Origin of the sequence: Vibrio ziniensis (assembly GCF_011064285.1) — a bacterium.
Taxonomy (GTDB): Bacteria; Pseudomonadota; Gammaproteobacteria; order Enterobacterales; family Vibrionaceae; genus Vibrio; species Vibrio ziniensis.
Genome location: NZ_CP049332.1, coordinates 1,108,249 through 1,125,117 on the forward strand (window position 1 = coordinate 1,108,249; position 16,869 = coordinate 1,125,117).

Genomic DNA, 16,869 nt, shown 5'->3' on the forward strand with positions numbered 1-16,869 from the left:
TTACGCTTTCATCTTGTACCCTACACCGCGCAGTGTTTCGATTTCAAGACCTGGCAATTTTTGGCGTAGTTGAAGAACGTGCGTATCTACTGTACGTGTCGTTGGGAAATGGTTGTAGCCCCAAACATGATCTAACAGCTCATCACGTGTAAATACTCGTCCTAAATTACTCGCCAAGAAGAGCAGTAAGTCAAATTCAGTACGAGTGAGAGTCACTGACTCACCTTTGTAAAATACATCGCGAGTAGCTTTATCAATCGTTAATTCTGGTAACACAACCTTCGTGTCATCTTGACCATCTGATTCAGGAGAACGTAGCTGAGCACGAATACGAGCAAATAACTCTGCTTCAGCAAAAGGTTTTGTTAAATAATCATTAGCGCCAGCGTCTAAGCCTGCTACTTTATCTTTTACTGTTACTAACGCTGTTAATAAGATGACTGGTACATCTTTTAACTTTTTCCAATCGGGCAAATGTTGAACAGAATCACCATCTGGAAGTTGTCGATCTAGAATAACTAAATCTGCATTTTCCCAATGTTGCTTAACATCAGCGATTGTTTCTGCATGTAAACAGTCATATCCTGCTTGCTCTAAGCTTACTAAAAGACCATCAGCTAGGTTTTTGTCATCTTCAACAAGAAGCAACGTCTGTTTCACAGGGTATCTCCAATATAAAAGTAGTGGGTGGGCCAATTAGGGTCATTTTTCCGCCCATTCTATCGACCATTGATTCTACTATAGTTAAACCAAGTCCTAAGCCACTTTTACTGACAAATGGCTTGCGTAAGTGACGCCAATCCTTGTTTGTTAATGTCCCTTGGTCGGTAACTTTAATCGTGACAGAATCAGATTTTGTTATCACTTCCAACGTCACCGGCGCAACGCCATATTTCACGGCATTGCGAATTAAATTGTCTATGCATGTGCCTAGCCAATATACGTTTAATTTTGCTGCAATATCATCATTAATGATCAGATCTATTTGATTATTAAACTCTTCCTCAACTTTGAATTGGAGCCATTCTTGTACAGATGGAACCCAATCAGTCGCTAGAGGTTTATTATCAGACTGCAAATAATCCTTACTTGCTTCAGCTAATTGTCTCAAGCGTCGAGAGTCTTCACATAAGCGGCGAAACTCATCGTATAGGGAATTTGGTAAGTGTTCAAATTCCCTTCTAAATCCTTCGACAGTAAGAGATAAACTCGCTATCGGAGTTCTCAACTCATGTGTCAGTATTTGCAGTACTAACATTCGGCTTTTCATCTCTTGGCGTTTACTGTTCCAACGGTATATAGACCAACCGATCACTAAAAGAATGTTAGCAATAACGAGTGCGATCATACTCATGCGTAAGAGATCTGAATGATCTTCTATGTTCCAACAAATGTTACCACGTTGGACAAAGCAAGTATTATCAACTGATGCAATACTGTAGGTTAATCCAGCTTGAGTAGCATTTGTATCCCATGAATCTTTATCAAAAATGTAGTATTCGTCTCCTTTTCTAAGCCAAAGTTCATTTCCTTCTGCAAACATCATAGCGCCAGAAATTAAGGCGGTGATGGAATCTTCATCCATTGCTTGTAAGCGCCCTAATAATGAGTCAGACGATGCTTTGGCTCGTTCCTGAATATGCATGTACTGCTCAAGCTCTTTGAGTTTATCCGGATATTTCTTCACGTATCGCTCTGCATAGGTACCGCCACCTGGATGGATTAACCCACTGCGTGCAAACCATCGAGAAGAGAGTTGAGTCCCTTTACATGTCGCTCTGGTAAAAACTAGCGGCTCTGTCACAAGTGGATTCAGTGGAAGATTTCCTGCGCAATTCAACGCGAGCTTATACAGCATTTGAATATCTTTAATTGGGTATTCTGCTGTTTGAGGAAGCATGCTATCAGGGGTAAGCAGACGTGTTGGGTAATCGGTTTGAATTCCTCGAATATCGTAAAAATCAACAGCTGAGTCATAATCAAATAGCGACACGAACAGATCAATACGCTCGGGGAGCGAAACTGCAAATGTACTGGCCGAAAAAGTCGTTGCGATTAAGGCAAATGTTAATTTTATCGCTTTTATCAATTTGATTATTCGTTAAATCATAAGTTTAAAAAAACTATAACGTATTATGCTTAAAATGAACATGAGCGATGTTATATCGATGTCAATAATACTTAATTGCGGTTTTGTTGATTGTTATGTGTACGAAATGGCTGAAATTTAATGTTTGTGACAACGTCGCAACAGATCAAAAAAAAGAGCAACATAAAGTTGCTCTTGAATGCTTTACGAATATGGCTTAGATATGGCTTAAAATATCATTACAGCTCTGCTTAGCATCGCCAAACAACATTTGTGTGTTTTCTTTAAAGAACAATGGGTTTTGTACGCCTGCATAACCTGTATTCATAGAACGTTTAAATACGATTACGTTTTGTGCGTTCCACACTTCAAGTACAGGCATACCTGCAATTGGACTGTTTGGATCTTCTAGAGCCGCAGGGTTAACCGTGTCGTTAGCACCAATGACTAACACAGTATCTGTATCAGAAAAGTCATCATTGATTTCATCCATCTCAAGAACAATATCGTAAGGTACTTTCGCTTCTGCTAGCAATACGTTCATGTGCCCTGGAAGACGTCCCGCAACGGGATGGATACCAAAACGAACATTGACGCCTAGCGCTCTAAGCTTCTCTGTAATTTCATACACAGGATACTGAGCTTGCGCAACAGCCATACCGTACCCTGGAGTGATAATGACAGATTTAGAGTTTTTAAGCATATCAGCGACATCTTCTGCATTCGTTTCGCGATGTTCGCCCTGTTCTTCATCCTCGCTAATAATCACTTCTTGTCCAAAGCCACCCGCAATAACACTGATGAAAGAGCGGTTCATGGCTTTACACATGATGTACGAAAGAATTGCACCTGACGAACCCACCAATGCACCTGTCACAATTAACAGATCATTTGCTAGCATAAAACCTGCTGCGGCAGCTGCCCAACCTGAATATGAGTTCAACATAGAAACAACAACTGGCATATCAGCACCACCGATAGATGCCACTAAGTGGTAGCCAAAAGCAAAGGCAATTAGCGTCATCACAATCATTGCAAACATGCTGCCATCAGCGTTAATGAAATGGAACATTAGTAATGTTGAAACGACAATCGCAGCCAAATTCATTTTGTGCTTATGAGGTAAATTTAATGGCGATGATTTAATTATCCCGCGTAACTTACCAAAGGCAACGATTGAACCTGTAAAGGTTACAGCACCGATGAATACACCAACAAACACTTCAACTAGGTGAATAACATGCTCGGCATGCGTCGCAACTTCAGGCGCAGCTAAGTAGCTGTTATAGCCAACAAGCACGGCGGCCATACCTACAAAGCTATGAAGAATCGCAACGAGCTCTGGCATTTCAGTCATTTCTACTTTCTTAGCGAAATGCATACCGATACCACCGCCAATTACCATCGCAATGATAATCCAAATGAAACCTTCAGCATTAGGGCTAAAAATTGTCGCAATCAATGCGATAGCCATACCCGTAATACCGTAGTAGTTACCTGCACGTGCCGATTGCTGTTTCGACAATCCAGCCAAACTCATAATGAAGAATAAAGCAGCAACAATATAAGCTGCTTGTACTAATCCTGCAGACATTGCTTACTCCCTTAGTCTTTGCGGAACATTTCAAGCATACGTTTAGTAACAGTAAAGCCACCAAATATGTTTATGCTTGCGATAAGAATGGCGATAAATGCCAAGAAGCTTACAACGCCATTACCTTGACCTATCTGTAGCAACGCGCCTACAACGATAATGCCAGAAATAGCATTGGTTACTGACATCAGTGGTGTATGCAATGAATGAGTTACGTTCCAGACAACGTAATAGCCGACAACGCATGCAAGAACAAATACAGTGAAGTGTCCTAAGAATGCAGCAGGAGCTACACTTGCTACCCATGCAAATGCACCAACACCTACAGCCAAACCGATGATCTTCTTAGCTGGTGAAGTAGGCTCTTCGACTTTTTTAGCTTTAGGTTCTACTTTTGGTTTCGCTTGAGGTTGAGCTGAAACTTGAATTGGTGGTGCAGGCCAAGTGATCTCACCTTCTTTCACTACAGTGACACCGCGCAATACCACATCATCAAAATCGATATTGATGTTGCCATCTTTTTCTTTACACAATAGTTTTAACAAGTTTACTAAGTTTGTTGCGTAAAGTTGTGAGGATTGTGTTGGTAGGCGTCCGACCATGTCGGTATAACCAATGATTTTTACCCCGTTTGGTGTCGTTACGACCTGATCTTTAACGGTATATTCACAGTTACCGCCGTTAGCTGCCGCTAGATCGACAATCACACTACCCGCTTTCATTGAGTCTACCATTTCTTTGGTGACTAATTTTGGCGCAGGGCGTCCCGGAATAAGAGCTGTGGTAATAATAATGTCGACATCTTTTGCTTGTTCGGCATAAAGTTCAGCAGCTTTCTTATTGAACTCGTCAGACATTTCTTTTGCATAGCCGTCACCTGAACCTGAGTTTTCTTGGTAATCAACTTCCAAGAATTCAGCTCCCATAGACTGAACTTGCTCTTTTACTTCTGGACGAACGTCAAATGCGCGAACAATGGCACCTAGACTGCCAGCTGCTCCGATAGCAGCAAGACCTGCAACACCGGCTCCAGCGACAAATACTTTAGCTGGAGGAACTTTACCCGCAGCGGTTATTTGGCCAGTGAAAAAACGGCCAAACTCATGAGCCGCTTCTACAACCGCGCGATAACCTGCGATATTCGCCATTGATGATAGAGCATCTAAAGACTGAGCACGAGAAATTCGAGGTACAGAATCCATCGCTAAAACGTTAATGTTTTTCGTCGATAATTTTTCCATCAACTCTGGATTCTGGGCAGGCCAAATAAAACTGACTAATGTCGCGCCCTCTTTGATCTGGGCAATTTCATCAGTCTCACCATCAGAAAGTGGTGCATTTACTTTCAGAATTAAATCGGAGTTCCATACATCGTCTTTTGAAACGATAATTGCTCCAGCCTGTTCGTAAGATGCGTTATCGAAACTGGCAAGATCTCCTGCATGAGATTCGATAGCAACCTCAAAACCTAGTTTAATTAACTGCTGAACCGATGACGGTGAAGCAGCGACCCGCGTTTCTCCCGCGAGTATTTCTTTTGGTACACCAATCTGCATAGCGATTCCTTGACTATTGGCACTGTGGATATTCGTTTTTTATCTAACGCCTGATTTAAACTCAAGATATTTGTAATAATATTTTAGGTTTATTGGTTATAACGTTAACTAGCGACTGTTTATCAATTTTACAGAAAATACAAAGTGTTTATTTCATGTAAGAGCTCAAACCAGTATAGGCAAGTATTGAATTTACGTAGTGCCAAAATAAATAAAGAGCTATAAGGTTATCCACTTATAGCTCTAAAATTTATGATTTCTGTCAACGACTTGATTGGTTATTAAAAGATCCGACCAGACATTTGATCTATGAACATTTGTGCTTTCTTGAGCATGAGTTCTTCAGCGTCAGCTTTATTTGAAAGTACATCAGAACGAATGAAACGGTGCGTCTTCAGCTCTCCATCTTCTTCCTTGGTTATTCTTCCTGCTACGCGATATTGCCCGCCTTCAGCAATGACTTCTTGGTAAATTAAAAAATCTTTGTATTCTACAGGTTCAACCGTTGCTGCTTTTGTTTCTGATTTACTACCAAACAAACGAGAAAAAAATCCCACAATAGCTCCTTATGATAAGTTGTGTTGCTTAGTCCCAAGAATTGGTTTTTCGTACCATTCTAACTCAGCATCTTCGTCAAATTGGGTTTGAGTCATAATAATAGGTATATCGGCATCGCGATTTTTTCGTCTGTCATCAACTATCATACTTTCCGCTGCTTCGACAGCTGTTACAGCATGTTGTTTTAAAATGACCAGACGCTCTTCAGGCAAAGCTGACAGAAAATCAATATCAAATCGGATATAGATTGGCCGAAGTTGACTTAAAGCAAGGCACGCGAGATCCGCTAACTGGTCGTGACTATATGTCGTAGCGTATTTATCTTGTGCTATCACTTGTCCAACGAGTGTTTCCATATAGTTGTGCACTTCAACATTCAGTTGCATTCGAATTCTCCTAAACCGATGTGTCGGTGTGATACGTTCAAATAAAGTTATTGCATCAATGATCTTTAATCAAACTAAGATCGAGCTAACTTGAACGAATTTTGCTCAAGCGCGCGCTTTTATAACTAAAGTTTAGCAAAAAGCTTGGAAATTCATTAAATAAAGTTATTCTTAGCTCAAGAATCATAATCACAATTAGTATTTATTTTGCTGGCTAGATTATAAGCATGTCGTCGAGTTTAGTTACGTCGCCTTGGTTTCGTTTTGCATTCCCTTTGATGCTCCTTGCGGCTATGTGGTATGGAATGAACAACGTAATTGTTCTTACCCGAGCCAATAGTGGTCTTGCGGGTGGTTTACCGTACGCGTTGTTTCTTAGTTCTATTGCGATTGCATATATTTTCAAGCAAAGCAGAATGGCCATGGTCGCATGTGTTATGTTGATAAGTTATTGGATTATTCAATCTCGTTTGCAGTCACCTCTATACACCGGTTCTACTTTGCTTGAACTTTCAATCCTCAGTTTTTTGTTGCCTGTTGCCTGTTTGCTGAGTTACGCCTTTAAGAACGGTGACTTGTTAAGCCGTGCCTTTTTTGTCTATCTGATATTTTTGGCGCTCTTTGGTATATGGGCATATATTACTGTCGACTATTATGTCTCTGGTGGCTTTGGTAGTTTGAAAGACACCTTTTTGTTCTCTGTGCCAGAGATATCAAAACTTCCGTTTATATTAGTTCTCTATTTGTTAGCCATGATTGGAGTCACCGGTATTTTTGTATTGACGAAAAACCGTATTATGGATGTATTTATCTATACTGCAGTTTTAACATCTGCGATGACATTTATATTTTTTCAACTTCAATATGTCTCCAGTACGATGTTTTCGTTATCAGGTGCACTGATGATGCTCTACTTGATTTCTGCCAGTTACGAGATGGCATTTAATGATCAGTTGACTCAGTTACCTGGGCGACATGCCCTTGATATCGATATGAGAAGCCCCGGCCGTAAATTCGCCATTGCTATGGTCGATATTGATCATTTCAAGTCCTTTAATGACTCTTACGGTCATGACACTGGCGACGATGTGCTAAAGCTTGTTGCAAGTCGTATTCGCTTAATTAAAGGTAAAGCTAGGATATATCGCTACGGCGGTGAAGAATTTACTATTTTATTTAAAGGAAAAACGGCAGCTCAGGCTTATGACTATCTTGAAGCTGTCCGTAAAGATATTGAGCAGTACGATCTAGTGATTCGAGATGCAAATAGCCGTCCTAAAGATGATAAATTTGGTGCATCTAAGCGTTCAGATAAGCGCAGTCGTTCCGTCAATATTACGATTAGTATCGGTGTGTGTGATAGCTCATTGGAGAGAAACGCCAAAGAAGCAATCAAACTTGCTGATGAAGCCCTCTATAAAGCGAAAAAAGGCGGCCGGAATAGAATTGAAGTTGCGTCTTAGTCTTGGTTGAAAAACAAGACGAGGCTGCCTCCTTTAAACGCACTCCCATAATTAAATGTTAGTCCCAAGCCAATGTTGTCAACAAAGCTAATTTCAAATGGTGGCGTCATTAACCATCCCACTGTTGCTTCATAGTAAAAACTGGTACCTAACGGTTCTGAGACATCACTACCCACGTCGACTCTTCTGACAGTGCTGTAAACTGACTGAATCGAACGACCAATTTGTTCAATGTTATAGACGATAGTGGCGCTATTGACGATGTACCACCCTTCACTATTACCAATTTCGCCTTCGTTGGCCTCACCCCAACCATAGCCATAAAAGTAATGTCCAGCAGCGGAATATTGCCATTTGCCCCAATTTTCATTTTTGCTATACGTTAGCTTTAAATGGGGTTCATATATATTTGACCACGCAGTAGTGTTAAAGAGTAAGCCATCAAAAATGGGGGCATAAGATTTACCAGTGGCGCTATTGTAATCCATAGTATTCTCATAACGCATCAAATGTACGCCAAATCCTGGCGTTATCCTCCAGTGATCATCAAATTTATATTCATAACGATAGGCTGTATAGAAGTCAGCTATCACTTGTTGAAAATCGTCTTCGACAGTCTCATCTCCCCATCTAACTTTCTCTTCGGTCCCTAATCCTGAAAGTCTAAAAAACAGCTGGTGTTTATTTCTATCTTCTTCGTTATTCAATTGAAAGGACATAGGAAGCGTGGATATGGCGTATTTTTTTCTATTTGCTAATGAATCTTCGGTACCTAGATCTGGATTGTCAGTATTGAACAATTCGTTTGGGTTGAAATCTTTAATTCCCACAGTAAATACGTCACTATCGCTTAGTACGACGGTATAGGCAAAGCTCTGCTCAAGGAATGTTTCAATGAAATCGTACCCTTTTGCATAAGCAGTAATAGGGAAAAACAGTAGGTAAACGGAAAACTGTATGAGATTTTTAGTTAACACAGAGTACAAGTCCTTTGCTAATGTCTGGTTGGGAAAATGAAAATATGCAACCATAGTAATAATTTAGCAGTATTAAACCGATTTGTAGTCACTCTATTCAGGAAAATTGGCAATATCTCAAACCTAAAGCTAATCTAGGAATGTGTTCCATAACAAAATTCATAATATTAATAAAATTTATAACTATAGAGTGCTTTCCCTAAAGGAACTAAAGCAATTATAAAGGAAGTCTAGGGATGGAAGGATCATGCCAAGAAGAACATTCGATGTTTGTTAGTAAATGGTTTGGTGCTATTTCAAAGTTGGTCCTGATTACCCTCGCATGGGTGGTATTGTGGCGCGCAGCAGCTTTGATGGAGTATGCGCCTCACGCCAGTATCTGGTTTCCGCCTTCGGGCGTAACTTATGCCATATTTCTCATATTGGGGTGGCGATCTATACCTGTAGTATTGGCCGCATCGGTCTGTACTACCTTTTGGGAAGATAGCATTTATCAAGGACAGCAGAGTTTCTCCACTTTGCTTCTCACTGGGTTACTCTTCGCTACGGTGCATTGTTTTTCCTATTGGGGTGGTGCTGCCATTCTGAGAAAAATAAGTCACACCGGAAAAATCTACCGAATCCCCTACCTAATTTTGCTGTTCCTGATTATCGCAGCAAGCTCTTCACTAGTTGCTGCGATTGGTGGGGCAAACAGTTTGGCTATCACAGGTATTATTGCGTCAGATGAAGTCATGTCTATTTGGGGGCCATGGTGGGTTGGTGATCTCGTTGGTGTTGTTGTTATTGCTCCGATCATGGTGGGTATTCTTTCAAAATTCTATCCTGAGCAAAGTCAGTGGTTAGTTGAGAACTTTACCTCAGTATACGAACAGTCTCCAATTCAAAACTACATATACAAACAAGCAATCGCGATTGTATTGTTAGTATTAATCAGTGTGTTAGTCGCTATATATCCATCTTCAAGCATTGTGTTCTGTGTCTTCTTCTTAGGCATCGCTCAAATGTGGATAGTTTTTACAGAGAGCGCTGCTCGAGCATTCTTGAGCTTGGCTTTATTGAGTACGACTACGGCTATTTTGGTGTCTTGGTTACAGCTGGGTAATCACGCAATGGTGTACCAATTTACGATTTCATTGCTAGCCGCCAACACATACTTTGGCTTATGGGTTCCGCACATACTTATCGATAATCGAAACCTAAGAGTACTCGCGGAAAGGGATGTATTAACGGGTACTCAAACGAGACAATTTTTTATTAAGAATGTGAAGAATGAAATAAATCGCTGTCGTATATTGAATCAACCGCTTTCTCTGGCTTTGTTCGATATCGATGGATTCAAACAAATTAATGACACTTTTGGTCATACTATTGGCGACAAAGTTCTTACCGTGGTATCACAGCATGTTGGTAAAGAAATAAGACCTGCGGATCTCATTGGTCGTTTTGGAGGGGATGAATTTATGTTGCTATTGCCTGGCGACGACTTGTCGCAAGCGATTCAGGCGGCTGAACGAATTCGAGTTAGAATTGAAACTATGAAGTTCCCTTCTTTAGATAAAAACATTACATGTAGCTTTGGTATTGTTGAAATTCAGGCGAATGACACTTTCGTATCAGCCTTTGAAAGAGCAGATAATTTCCTTTTGCAAGCAAAGAAAAAAGGTAAGAATCAGGTAAATCCTCCATTGCAATAGATAGGTTAGCTCTCATTTGTTACGTTGTAGCAAATGAGAGCTAATTGTAAATATTTAACTAATTAAACCATGTTTTTATCTTCTCTAACGTAGGCACACCTCCAGCATGAATGACCTGCTCATCGACGACGACTGCAGGTGTAGACATTACGCCGTAGTTCATGATGGCTTCCATATCCGTCACCTTCTCAACCTGAACATCAATTCCAGCCTCTCTAGCTTCATTCTCAATAAGTTTCGCTGTGTTAACACAATTGGCACACCCGGAACCGAGAACTTTAAAAACCTTCATAGTTAAACTCCTTCAAACTTGCCAAGTAATTAAGTTGAACATCCAACCAATAATAGTGAATGCAGTAAGTAATAGAGCAAAAAGCATCCCTAGTAATCGCCACTGCATAACCTGCTTGAGCATAACGAATTCGGGAATACTTGCGGCCACTGTGCTCATGCAAAATGCTAAAGTAGTGCCTACTGGAAGCCCATTTCTAAGTAAGCTTTCCATGATTGGAATAACGCCCGTTGCATTGGAATACAAAGGAATACCTATTAGTACTGATGCAGGCACGGACCACCACTGCTTGCTACCTAAATGGCTTTCAATCCATCCGTCAGGTACATATCCATGTAAAGCAGCCCCTACTCCAACACCTATTAATACCCATTTCCAAACGCGTACAAATATTTCGCGAGTTTCATTTTTTGCAAATGTATTACGCTCGCTAAATGACATCGAATTTGATGAGTAATGATTATCTGTGTTTGAAGGTTTTGGGGATTTATGCATTGCTTTAGCTGCAAAAGGCTGCAGCCAGCGATCTGCTTTGATCATATCGAGAAACCAACCACTGATTACACCGATAACCATACCGGATAAAACGTAGAGAAGCGTAAATTTCCAACCTAACAAGCTGAGGAGTAGTAATACTGCAATTTCATTGACCAGTGGTGAAGTGATCAGAAAAGCCATTGTGATACCCAAAGGAATCCCAGCGGTGGTAAAGCCAAGAAACACTGGGATGCTAGAACATGAGCAAAAAGGTGTAATTGCACCAAATATGCTTCCCATAAGGTATCCAACAACACGTTTTTTGCCCGACAGGTAATCTCTTACTTTTTCGACTTTTAACGATGCACGAATGAGTGCAATCACGTAGATCATTACAAGCAATAAAACGAGGATTTTGCTGGTATCTTCAACAAAGAAATGAATGGCTTGCGCCATTTTCGATTCAGCGTCTAAGCTCAATAATTGGTATGTAAACCAATCAGCTAATGATGTGAAAACCCAGAACATCTTGTACTCCTCTTACATGCGATAAATAAACAACGGTCTTTGTGAGTTGCTATCTAAGACGTACATAGAGTTAAAAAGACGCAATAAATTACAAAAATAAATTCAAGTCATAGACTTGCCTCTATTTATCGCCGCTTTGGAGTGAAGCAACAGACTTTGTTATGTTCGTCGAACTTAATATGGCAGTTCACTTTAAGTTGCTCGCGTAGTTTAGGACGAGCACGCTGAATTCGTGATTTTACAGCGGTAAGAGAAAGATAATGCTTTTGAGCATATTCTTGTTGGCTATGCCCTTGAAGATCACAGAACTCGATGATGGAACGATCTTCGTCAGTTAAACATGCAAGGGCTTTAGGTAGACATTGTGCCAAGCTTTCAATTGGTTCTCGTTCCAATGCTCTTTCGATTGGTTGTTTATCATTAGTGTTAGATAGTTGTTCTAATCTGCCAGATTTTCTCCATTCATCTATGAGTAAGTTTTTAGCAACTGTAAATAACCAAGCTCTTTGGTTTTCAATATCACAAAACACACTGTCTCTCTGCAACGCTCTAAGAAAGGTTTCTTGCAACAAATCGAATGCAAGGTCTTGGCATGAGCAATGCTGAGTTAACCAACGGTAGAGATCCGTTTCTGTTGCTGCCCATGTATCTAATAAGCAAGGTACTGGAGAGGGTTGAGTTGAATTCATAGATCAAGTTCGCTCCCAAACAATAATGTCTAAAGGCTTCAAACAACACCAAATGATAGGCCGTATTTTTAGATTAATTTGGGATCTGACGATTGTTCTGATAATTATAAAAAAATCCGGAAGAATATTTTCCTCCGGCTTAAATCAACATTTAGATTATGTTACGCGTCTGGCTTCAGTGCATATTTCCCTGAACCTAGGAACATTGTAGCAATAGCTGCGAATAGATAAACGGCAACACCTTCTACAGCCCATGCCCCTACTTTGTTTAGAGTGAAGAAGTTATCCATGTGCATTAGATAAACAACCATTAAACATGTGCCGATAACAACGATTGACGATAAGCGAGTGAATATACCAGCGATAATCAGAATTGGAGCAACCACTTCACCCAAATAAACCCCATAGGCGATAAATGCAGGAAGCCCATTTTTAACAAGCATACCTTGGATGAACTCAGTCCCGCCGTGTACCTTATGGATCCCGTGTAATAAAAACATTAATGCGAAACTGACACGTAAAATCAATTTTCCTAGATCTGGTTTTGCTAATAGCTTATCTACTTGATTTAAAATTTCGTTCATGACAACCATCCTTTTAGGTCTAATAATCATTACTATAGAGCTCTATAGTGTTCAATATCACCTAAAAGTATTAATCATCTTCATCAATTTTTCCGAATAATATCGTTGACGTAAATCAATCCATCACCTGAACTCATATTGTATGTATAAACGGTCACACATCACGTTTATGTTAAATGAAATAAGCACATAGCGATCGATAAGGAATAGCGTCCAGTTAATGAATAATAATTCATAATTTTTAATTATCTTTTCGATAAAAAAATTTTGGTTTCATCGGGATATTTTTTATTGCGTGAGAAAAAGTATGACTTTATTATCGCCCTGCTTCTTGATGATAGCCAATCCGAGTACATCACAGTAGTTTTGTGGCAAGGCGATAGAGCAACTATCCAAGAGTGACTTTGACGGCGTAAACACGCTTTTATTGACGCTCCACTTTTCATCATCCAAGACCATGAAAAGTGCCTTGTTATTTTGGAGAATTGCTATGGCTAATTCAGCTTCTGTATTGGATTTTCAATCTTTTTCTTCTCAAGCTCTATCTGCAGAAACTATCGATCTAATCGAAACTTCTGTTGCACAGTTTGGTGCTCCTCTACTTATGCTTGATTGCGATATTATTCGCGCTCAGTACCGTGCACTAAGCAATGCACTACCGAATGTAGCTCTTCACTTTGCTCTTAAGCCGCTACCTCATCCAAATGTAGTTAAAACACTTTTGGAAGAAGGCGCATGCTTTGACTTAGCTACTACTGGTGAAGTTGAATTAGTGCAACAACAAGGCGTACCAGCGGAACGTACAATCCACTCTCACCCAATTAAACGTGACCGTGACATTCGTGACGCATTAGCGTATGGCTGCAATGTGTTTGTGGTAGATAACTTAAATGAGTTAGAAAAATTCAAACCTTATAAAGACGAAGTTGAATTACTCGTTCGCTTGAGCTTCCGTAACTCTGAGGCTTTCGCTGACTTGTCGAAAAAATTTGGTTGTTCTTCTGAGCAAGCCTTAGTGATTATCGAAACAGCGAAAGATTGGAACATTCACATTAAAGGTCTGTCATTCCATGTGGGTTCTCAAACAACTAACCCGCAAAAATATGTGGATGCAATTCGTAGCTGTAAAGAAGTGATGGATGAAGTGTTTGAACGCGGTTTACCTGCGTTGAGTACACTGGACATTGGTGGTGGTTTCCCTGTTACTTATACTAAACAAGTGATGCCAATTGACCAATTCTGTATGCCGATTAACAAAGCGTTAAACGAGTTACCAGAAACCGTTCAAGTGATTGCAGAACCTGGTCGCTTCATTGTAGCTCCTGCTGTAACCAGCGTTGCGTCAGTTATGGGTCAAGCAGAGCGTGAAGGCCAAATTTGGTACTACTTAGACGACGGTGTATATGGCTCTTTCAGTGGTTTGATCTTCGACCATTCTGAATACCCTATTGTGACATTGAAACAAGATGGCGAGTTCGTACCAAGTGTACTGTCAGGACCAACATGTGACAGCATTGATGTGATTGCAGAAAACATTATGCTACCTAAGCTGGAAAATGGCGACTTGGTTATCGGTCGAGTGATGGGCGCATACACAAGTGCAACCGCAACAGATTTTAACTTCTTCAAACGCGCTCAAACTATTGTGATTAATGAGTTTGAAGAAAATAGCCAACGCATGATTGGCTAATAAATTGCTAATATTGGCTTATAAATTGCTGATAGTTGAAGCTCCCTAATTAGGGAGCTTTTTTGTTTCATACCGTTCAATTAGTTTTTATTCCAGCGTTCTCCATATGCTGAGCTGTAATCTGGGGTTGGAATAACTCCACTCATTTCTTCAACAGGTTTTAATGGCCCAACGACTGTTCTATACGGCATATAACCTGCCCAAACAGGCAGATCTAAATCCTCTTTATCATCGTTAACGATACCATTACTGACTTTTACAGAAGCCTCTGTTAGCGGAATACGCAGTAGCATAGTTGCAGTTAGCTCTTTTTCATTGCTCAAACGAACATCTTGAGTTCTTCCCGGTGCGATATGTTCAACGAAGTGATTCAACAAACGGTCTTTATCCCGATTGTCTTCAACAATTGAGAAACTACCAAACACAACTGCAGAGCGATAATGAGCACTGTGATGGAAAGCAGAACGAGCCAATATCCAGCCGTCAAACAGGGTAAAGGTCAAACAGGTTTGAGCGCCATTTTTCAACGAGCGTAGCAATCGACTATTGTTTGCACCATGGATATAGACGTGATCATCTACCCTCCATGCCAACATTGGGATTACAACCGGTCCTTGTTCGTTCTTAATCGCTATATGAGCAATTAGGCTTTCATCAATGATCTGGTACAGTACCTTAAGTTCAAATTGCGCCTTGTGCACTGCTTTTTTTATTTGTGTTCTTGGTGTATTTGAAAGCATTGTCTATCCCTATCTAAATCGTTCTTTATGGTTGCAATGTAACAACACACTGGTACCTTAATAAGAACCAGTTTTGGATTAAGGACAGAGCCACTTTGCAGCCCATCGACTCTGGTGATTTGGTACTTTTTGTTGACAAATCACCAAAACAGGAAAACTTATTTCACGCTATACGCGAAAAGATCGTCAAACAACTTTGGCATAAGGGCGGTAAGCTACCATCAACTCGTAAGTTAGCCGAAGAATTAAATCTAGGTAGAAATACAGTCACTGCAGCTTATGAACAATTAGTAGCAGAAGGTTATCTAGAATCTCGAACTGGTTCTGGATTTTATGTTGCTGTCGAACTACCCGATCACTACCTACCAACTTCTAAGCCTACGAAACACAAAGAACAAACACAGACAGTACAAATACAAAAAGTAGAACCGAATAACACCGCATTTGCACCGGGAGTTCCCGATCTTCAACAGTTTCCTATAGCTAAATGGAATAAACACCTACAGGTTCACTCCACAAGACATTCTCTGCTTGGTAATAAAGGGACTCAAGGTGATGCCGAACTACGACTTGCTTTGAGCGACTATCTCGCCACAAGCCGTTCGGTGCACTGCGATGCTGATAGAATCATTATCACCTCTGGTGCTCAGCAAGCATTGATGATCACACTGATGGCTGTAATGGAACCCAATGACTCTGTATTAATGGAGCAACCGGGCTACTCCAAGATGAGAAAAATTATTGAGCTTCTCAAATATCAATTTGAACCTGTTCATGTGAATGAATATGTGGGGTTCGACATAGAACGCATATTCAAAAGTAAAGCGCGTGCACTCTATATAACACCCAGTAATCAGTATCCAATGGGAACAACATTAAACACTGAGCAACGGCTAAAGCTTATTGAATGGGCTAATCAAGGGAATCACTGGATTATTGAAGATGACTACGACAGCGAATTCCAATTTGCTCATCGTCCTTATACCAGTTTGCAAGGCTTATCAGCAGAAATTCACGCGGACTCACGAGTTATCTACGTAGGTTCGTTTAGCAAGACCATGTTTAACAGCTTACGAATGGGATACCTGATTGTTCCACAGGCTTTAGTTGATAGATGTTTGGCAATTAAAGATGCATTGACAGGCGATTCCCCAGCTCATATCCAGTCGGCTTTGGCTGACTTTATTAAATCCGGCGACTTTCTTCGCCACATTAGAAAAATGCGTAGGCTTTATAAAGATAAACATCAGCAAATGATGAGCTCGATTCAGAAACATTTTGCTAAAGATGTAGAAATAATCAGTCAAGCCGCCGGACTTCACGTAACGCTAAAATGGGTTGAAGGTATTGATGAAGTGACATTGTCACTGGCTGCACTAAACGATGGGATTGTAGTTAGACCATTGAGCTACTATGAGAACCCTGAGTTTAAGCAACGAGAATGGCAAGGCGCAGTGCTAGGATTCGGCAATATCTCGATTGATAAGATTGACGAGAAAATCAAACGAATTGCTGATCTGTTTTACCAAGATACTAAATGAAAAGAAGC

Annotated in this window: 16 protein-coding genes; 4 read left to right on the forward strand and 12 right to left on the reverse strand. The window is 40.4% G+C overall.

Annotation, left to right across the window (positions count from 1 at the left end; all coding sequences use genetic code 11):
• The 6 genes from vxrB to G5S32_RS19980 all read right to left on the reverse strand — a co-directional run bounded on the left by vxrB (nt 1) and on the right by G5S32_RS19980 (nt 6,183).
• Entirely contained in the window at nt 1–660 is a 660-nt protein-coding gene (gene vxrB / locus G5S32_RS19955) for a response regulator transcription factor VxrB (RefSeq protein ID WP_165313889.1), read from the reverse strand.
• Nucleotides 635–2,089: a sensor histidine kinase VxrA gene (vxrA, locus tag G5S32_RS19960; RefSeq protein ID WP_165313890.1), complete on the reverse strand. Its 1,455-nt coding sequence runs from the start codon at nt 2,087–2,089 to the stop codon at nt 635–637. Before vxrA ends, vxrB begins: the two co-directional genes overlap by 26 nt.
• Nucleotides 2,090–2,306: 217 nt before the next feature.
• Nucleotides 2,307–3,683, reverse strand: coding sequence for a Re/Si-specific NAD(P)(+) transhydrogenase subunit beta (pntB, locus tag G5S32_RS19965; RefSeq protein WP_165313891.1), 1,377 nt, complete (start codon nt 3,681–3,683; stop codon nt 2,307–2,309).
• 11 nt (nt 3,684–3,694) lie between these two features.
• The gene (locus tag G5S32_RS19970; protein ID WP_165313892.1) at nt 3,695–5,239 is read right to left on the reverse strand and encodes a Re/Si-specific NAD(P)(+) transhydrogenase subunit alpha; all 1,545 of its coding nucleotides are present in this window, start codon (nt 5,237–5,239) and stop codon (nt 3,695–3,697) included.
• A 281-nt stretch (nt 5,240–5,520) separates the two neighbouring features.
• Nucleotides 5,521–5,796: an HlyU family transcriptional regulator gene (locus G5S32_RS19975; RefSeq protein WP_165313893.1), complete on the reverse strand. Its 276-nt coding sequence runs from the start codon at nt 5,794–5,796 to the stop codon at nt 5,521–5,523.
• A 9-nt stretch (nt 5,797–5,805) separates the two neighbouring features.
• Complete coding sequence (locus tag G5S32_RS19980) at nt 5,806–6,183, reverse strand: late competence development ComFB family protein (RefSeq protein WP_165313894.1); 378 nt, start codon at nt 6,181–6,183, stop codon at nt 5,806–5,808.
• Nucleotides 6,184–6,410: 227 nt separating this feature from the next.
• On the opposite strand from G5S32_RS19980, the gene G5S32_RS19985 reads away from it, so the two are divergent.
• Nucleotides 6,411–7,646, forward strand: a complete 1,236-nt coding sequence (locus tag G5S32_RS19985) for a GGDEF domain-containing protein (protein WP_165313895.1) — start codon at nt 6,411–6,413, stop codon at nt 7,644–7,646.
• Here the strand turns inward: G5S32_RS19985 and G5S32_RS19990 are convergent.
• Nucleotides 7,643–8,623, reverse strand: a complete 981-nt coding sequence (locus tag G5S32_RS19990) for a Solitary outer membrane autotransporter beta-barrel domain (protein WP_246201134.1) — start codon at nt 8,621–8,623, stop codon at nt 7,643–7,645. The genes G5S32_RS19985 and G5S32_RS19990 overlap by 4 nt on opposite strands.
• A gap of 236 nt (nt 8,624–8,859) precedes the next feature.
• On the opposite strand from G5S32_RS19990, the gene G5S32_RS19995 reads away from it, so the two are divergent.
• Nucleotides 8,860–10,320 (forward strand): sensor domain-containing diguanylate cyclase, encoded by a 1,461-nt coding sequence (locus tag G5S32_RS19995; protein WP_246201135.1) that lies wholly within the window; start codon nt 8,860–8,862, stop codon nt 10,318–10,320.
• A 58-nt stretch (nt 10,321–10,378) separates the two neighbouring features.
• Here the strand turns inward: G5S32_RS19995 and G5S32_RS20000 are convergent, their stop codons facing one another.
• The 4 genes from G5S32_RS20000 to G5S32_RS20015 form a co-directional block, all read right to left on the reverse strand.
• Nucleotides 10,379–10,612 (reverse strand): thioredoxin family protein, encoded by a 234-nt coding sequence (locus G5S32_RS20000; protein WP_165313897.1) that lies wholly within the window; start codon nt 10,610–10,612, stop codon nt 10,379–10,381.
• Between the two features lie 12 nt (nt 10,613–10,624).
• Nucleotides 10,625–11,617, reverse strand: coding sequence for a permease (locus G5S32_RS20005; protein WP_165313898.1), 993 nt, complete (start codon nt 11,615–11,617; stop codon nt 10,625–10,627).
• A 125-nt stretch (nt 11,618–11,742) separates the two neighbouring features.
• Nucleotides 11,743–12,306, reverse strand: a complete 564-nt coding sequence (locus tag G5S32_RS20010) for a sigma-70 family RNA polymerase sigma factor (RefSeq protein ID WP_165313899.1) — start codon at nt 12,304–12,306, stop codon at nt 11,743–11,745.
• 161 nt (nt 12,307–12,467) lie between these two features.
• On the reverse strand, nt 12,468–12,890 hold the full coding sequence (locus G5S32_RS20015; RefSeq protein WP_165313900.1) for a DoxX family protein: 423 nt from the start codon (nt 12,888–12,890) through the stop codon (nt 12,468–12,470).
• A gap of 490 nt (nt 12,891–13,380) precedes the next feature.
• On the opposite strand from G5S32_RS20015, the gene G5S32_RS20020 reads away from it, so the two are divergent.
• Nucleotides 13,381–14,580 (forward strand): type III PLP-dependent enzyme, encoded by a 1,200-nt coding sequence (locus G5S32_RS20020; protein WP_165313901.1) that lies wholly within the window; start codon nt 13,381–13,383, stop codon nt 14,578–14,580.
• A gap of 80 nt (nt 14,581–14,660) precedes the next feature.
• Here the strand turns inward: G5S32_RS20020 and G5S32_RS20025 are convergent, their stop codons facing one another.
• Nucleotides 14,661–15,320 (reverse strand): pyridoxamine 5'-phosphate oxidase family protein, encoded by a 660-nt coding sequence (locus tag G5S32_RS20025; RefSeq protein ID WP_165313902.1) that lies wholly within the window; start codon nt 15,318–15,320, stop codon nt 14,661–14,663.
• Nucleotides 15,321–15,415: 95 nt separating this feature from the next.
• Here G5S32_RS20025 and pdxR point away from each other — a divergent pair, with 95 nt between their 5' ends.
• A complete protein-coding gene (gene pdxR / locus G5S32_RS20030; RefSeq protein ID WP_246201137.1) occupies nt 15,416–16,861 on the forward strand; it encodes a MocR-like pyridoxine biosynthesis transcription factor PdxR in 1,446 nt (481 codons plus the stop codon).
• Nucleotides 16,862–16,869 lie beyond the last annotated feature (8 nt).

What these genes read in the sequence shown, in the direction of transcription:
- G5S32_RS19985 (WP_165313895.1), top strand. Translation starts at nt 6,411, where the DNA reads ATGTCGTCGAGTTTAGTTACGTCGCCTTGGTTTCGTTTTGCATTCCCT.
- G5S32_RS20005 (WP_165313898.1), bottom strand. Translation starts at nt 11,617, where the DNA reads ATGTTCTGGGTTTTCACATCATTAGCTGATTGGTTTACATACCAATTA.
- G5S32_RS19980 (WP_165313894.1), bottom strand. Translation starts at nt 6,183, where the DNA reads ATGCAACTGAATGTTGAAGTGCACAACTATATGGAAACACTCGTTGGA.
- pntB (WP_165313891.1), bottom strand. Translation starts at nt 3,683, where the DNA reads ATGTCTGCAGGATTAGTACAAGCAGCTTATATTGTTGCTGCTTTATTC.
- G5S32_RS20025 (WP_165313902.1), bottom strand. Translation starts at nt 15,320, where the DNA reads ATGCTTTCAAATACACCAAGAACACAAATAAAAAAAGCAGTGCACAAG.
- G5S32_RS20020 (WP_165313901.1), top strand. Translation starts at nt 13,381, where the DNA reads ATGGCTAATTCAGCTTCTGTATTGGATTTTCAATCTTTTTCTTCTCAA.
- G5S32_RS20015 (WP_165313900.1), bottom strand. Translation starts at nt 12,890, where the DNA reads ATGAACGAAATTTTAAATCAAGTAGATAAGCTATTAGCAAAACCAGAT.
- G5S32_RS19970 (WP_165313892.1), bottom strand. Translation starts at nt 5,239, where the DNA reads ATGCAGATTGGTGTACCAAAAGAAATACTCGCGGGAGAAACGCGGGTC.
- G5S32_RS20000 (WP_165313897.1), bottom strand. Translation starts at nt 10,612, where the DNA reads ATGAAGGTTTTTAAAGTTCTCGGTTCCGGGTGTGCCAATTGTGTTAAC.
- G5S32_RS19995 (WP_246201135.1), top strand. Translation starts at nt 8,860, where the DNA reads ATGGAAGGATCATGCCAAGAAGAACATTCGATGTTTGTTAGTAAATGG.
- G5S32_RS20010 (WP_165313899.1), bottom strand. Translation starts at nt 12,306, where the DNA reads ATGAATTCAACTCAACCCTCTCCAGTACCTTGCTTATTAGATACATGG.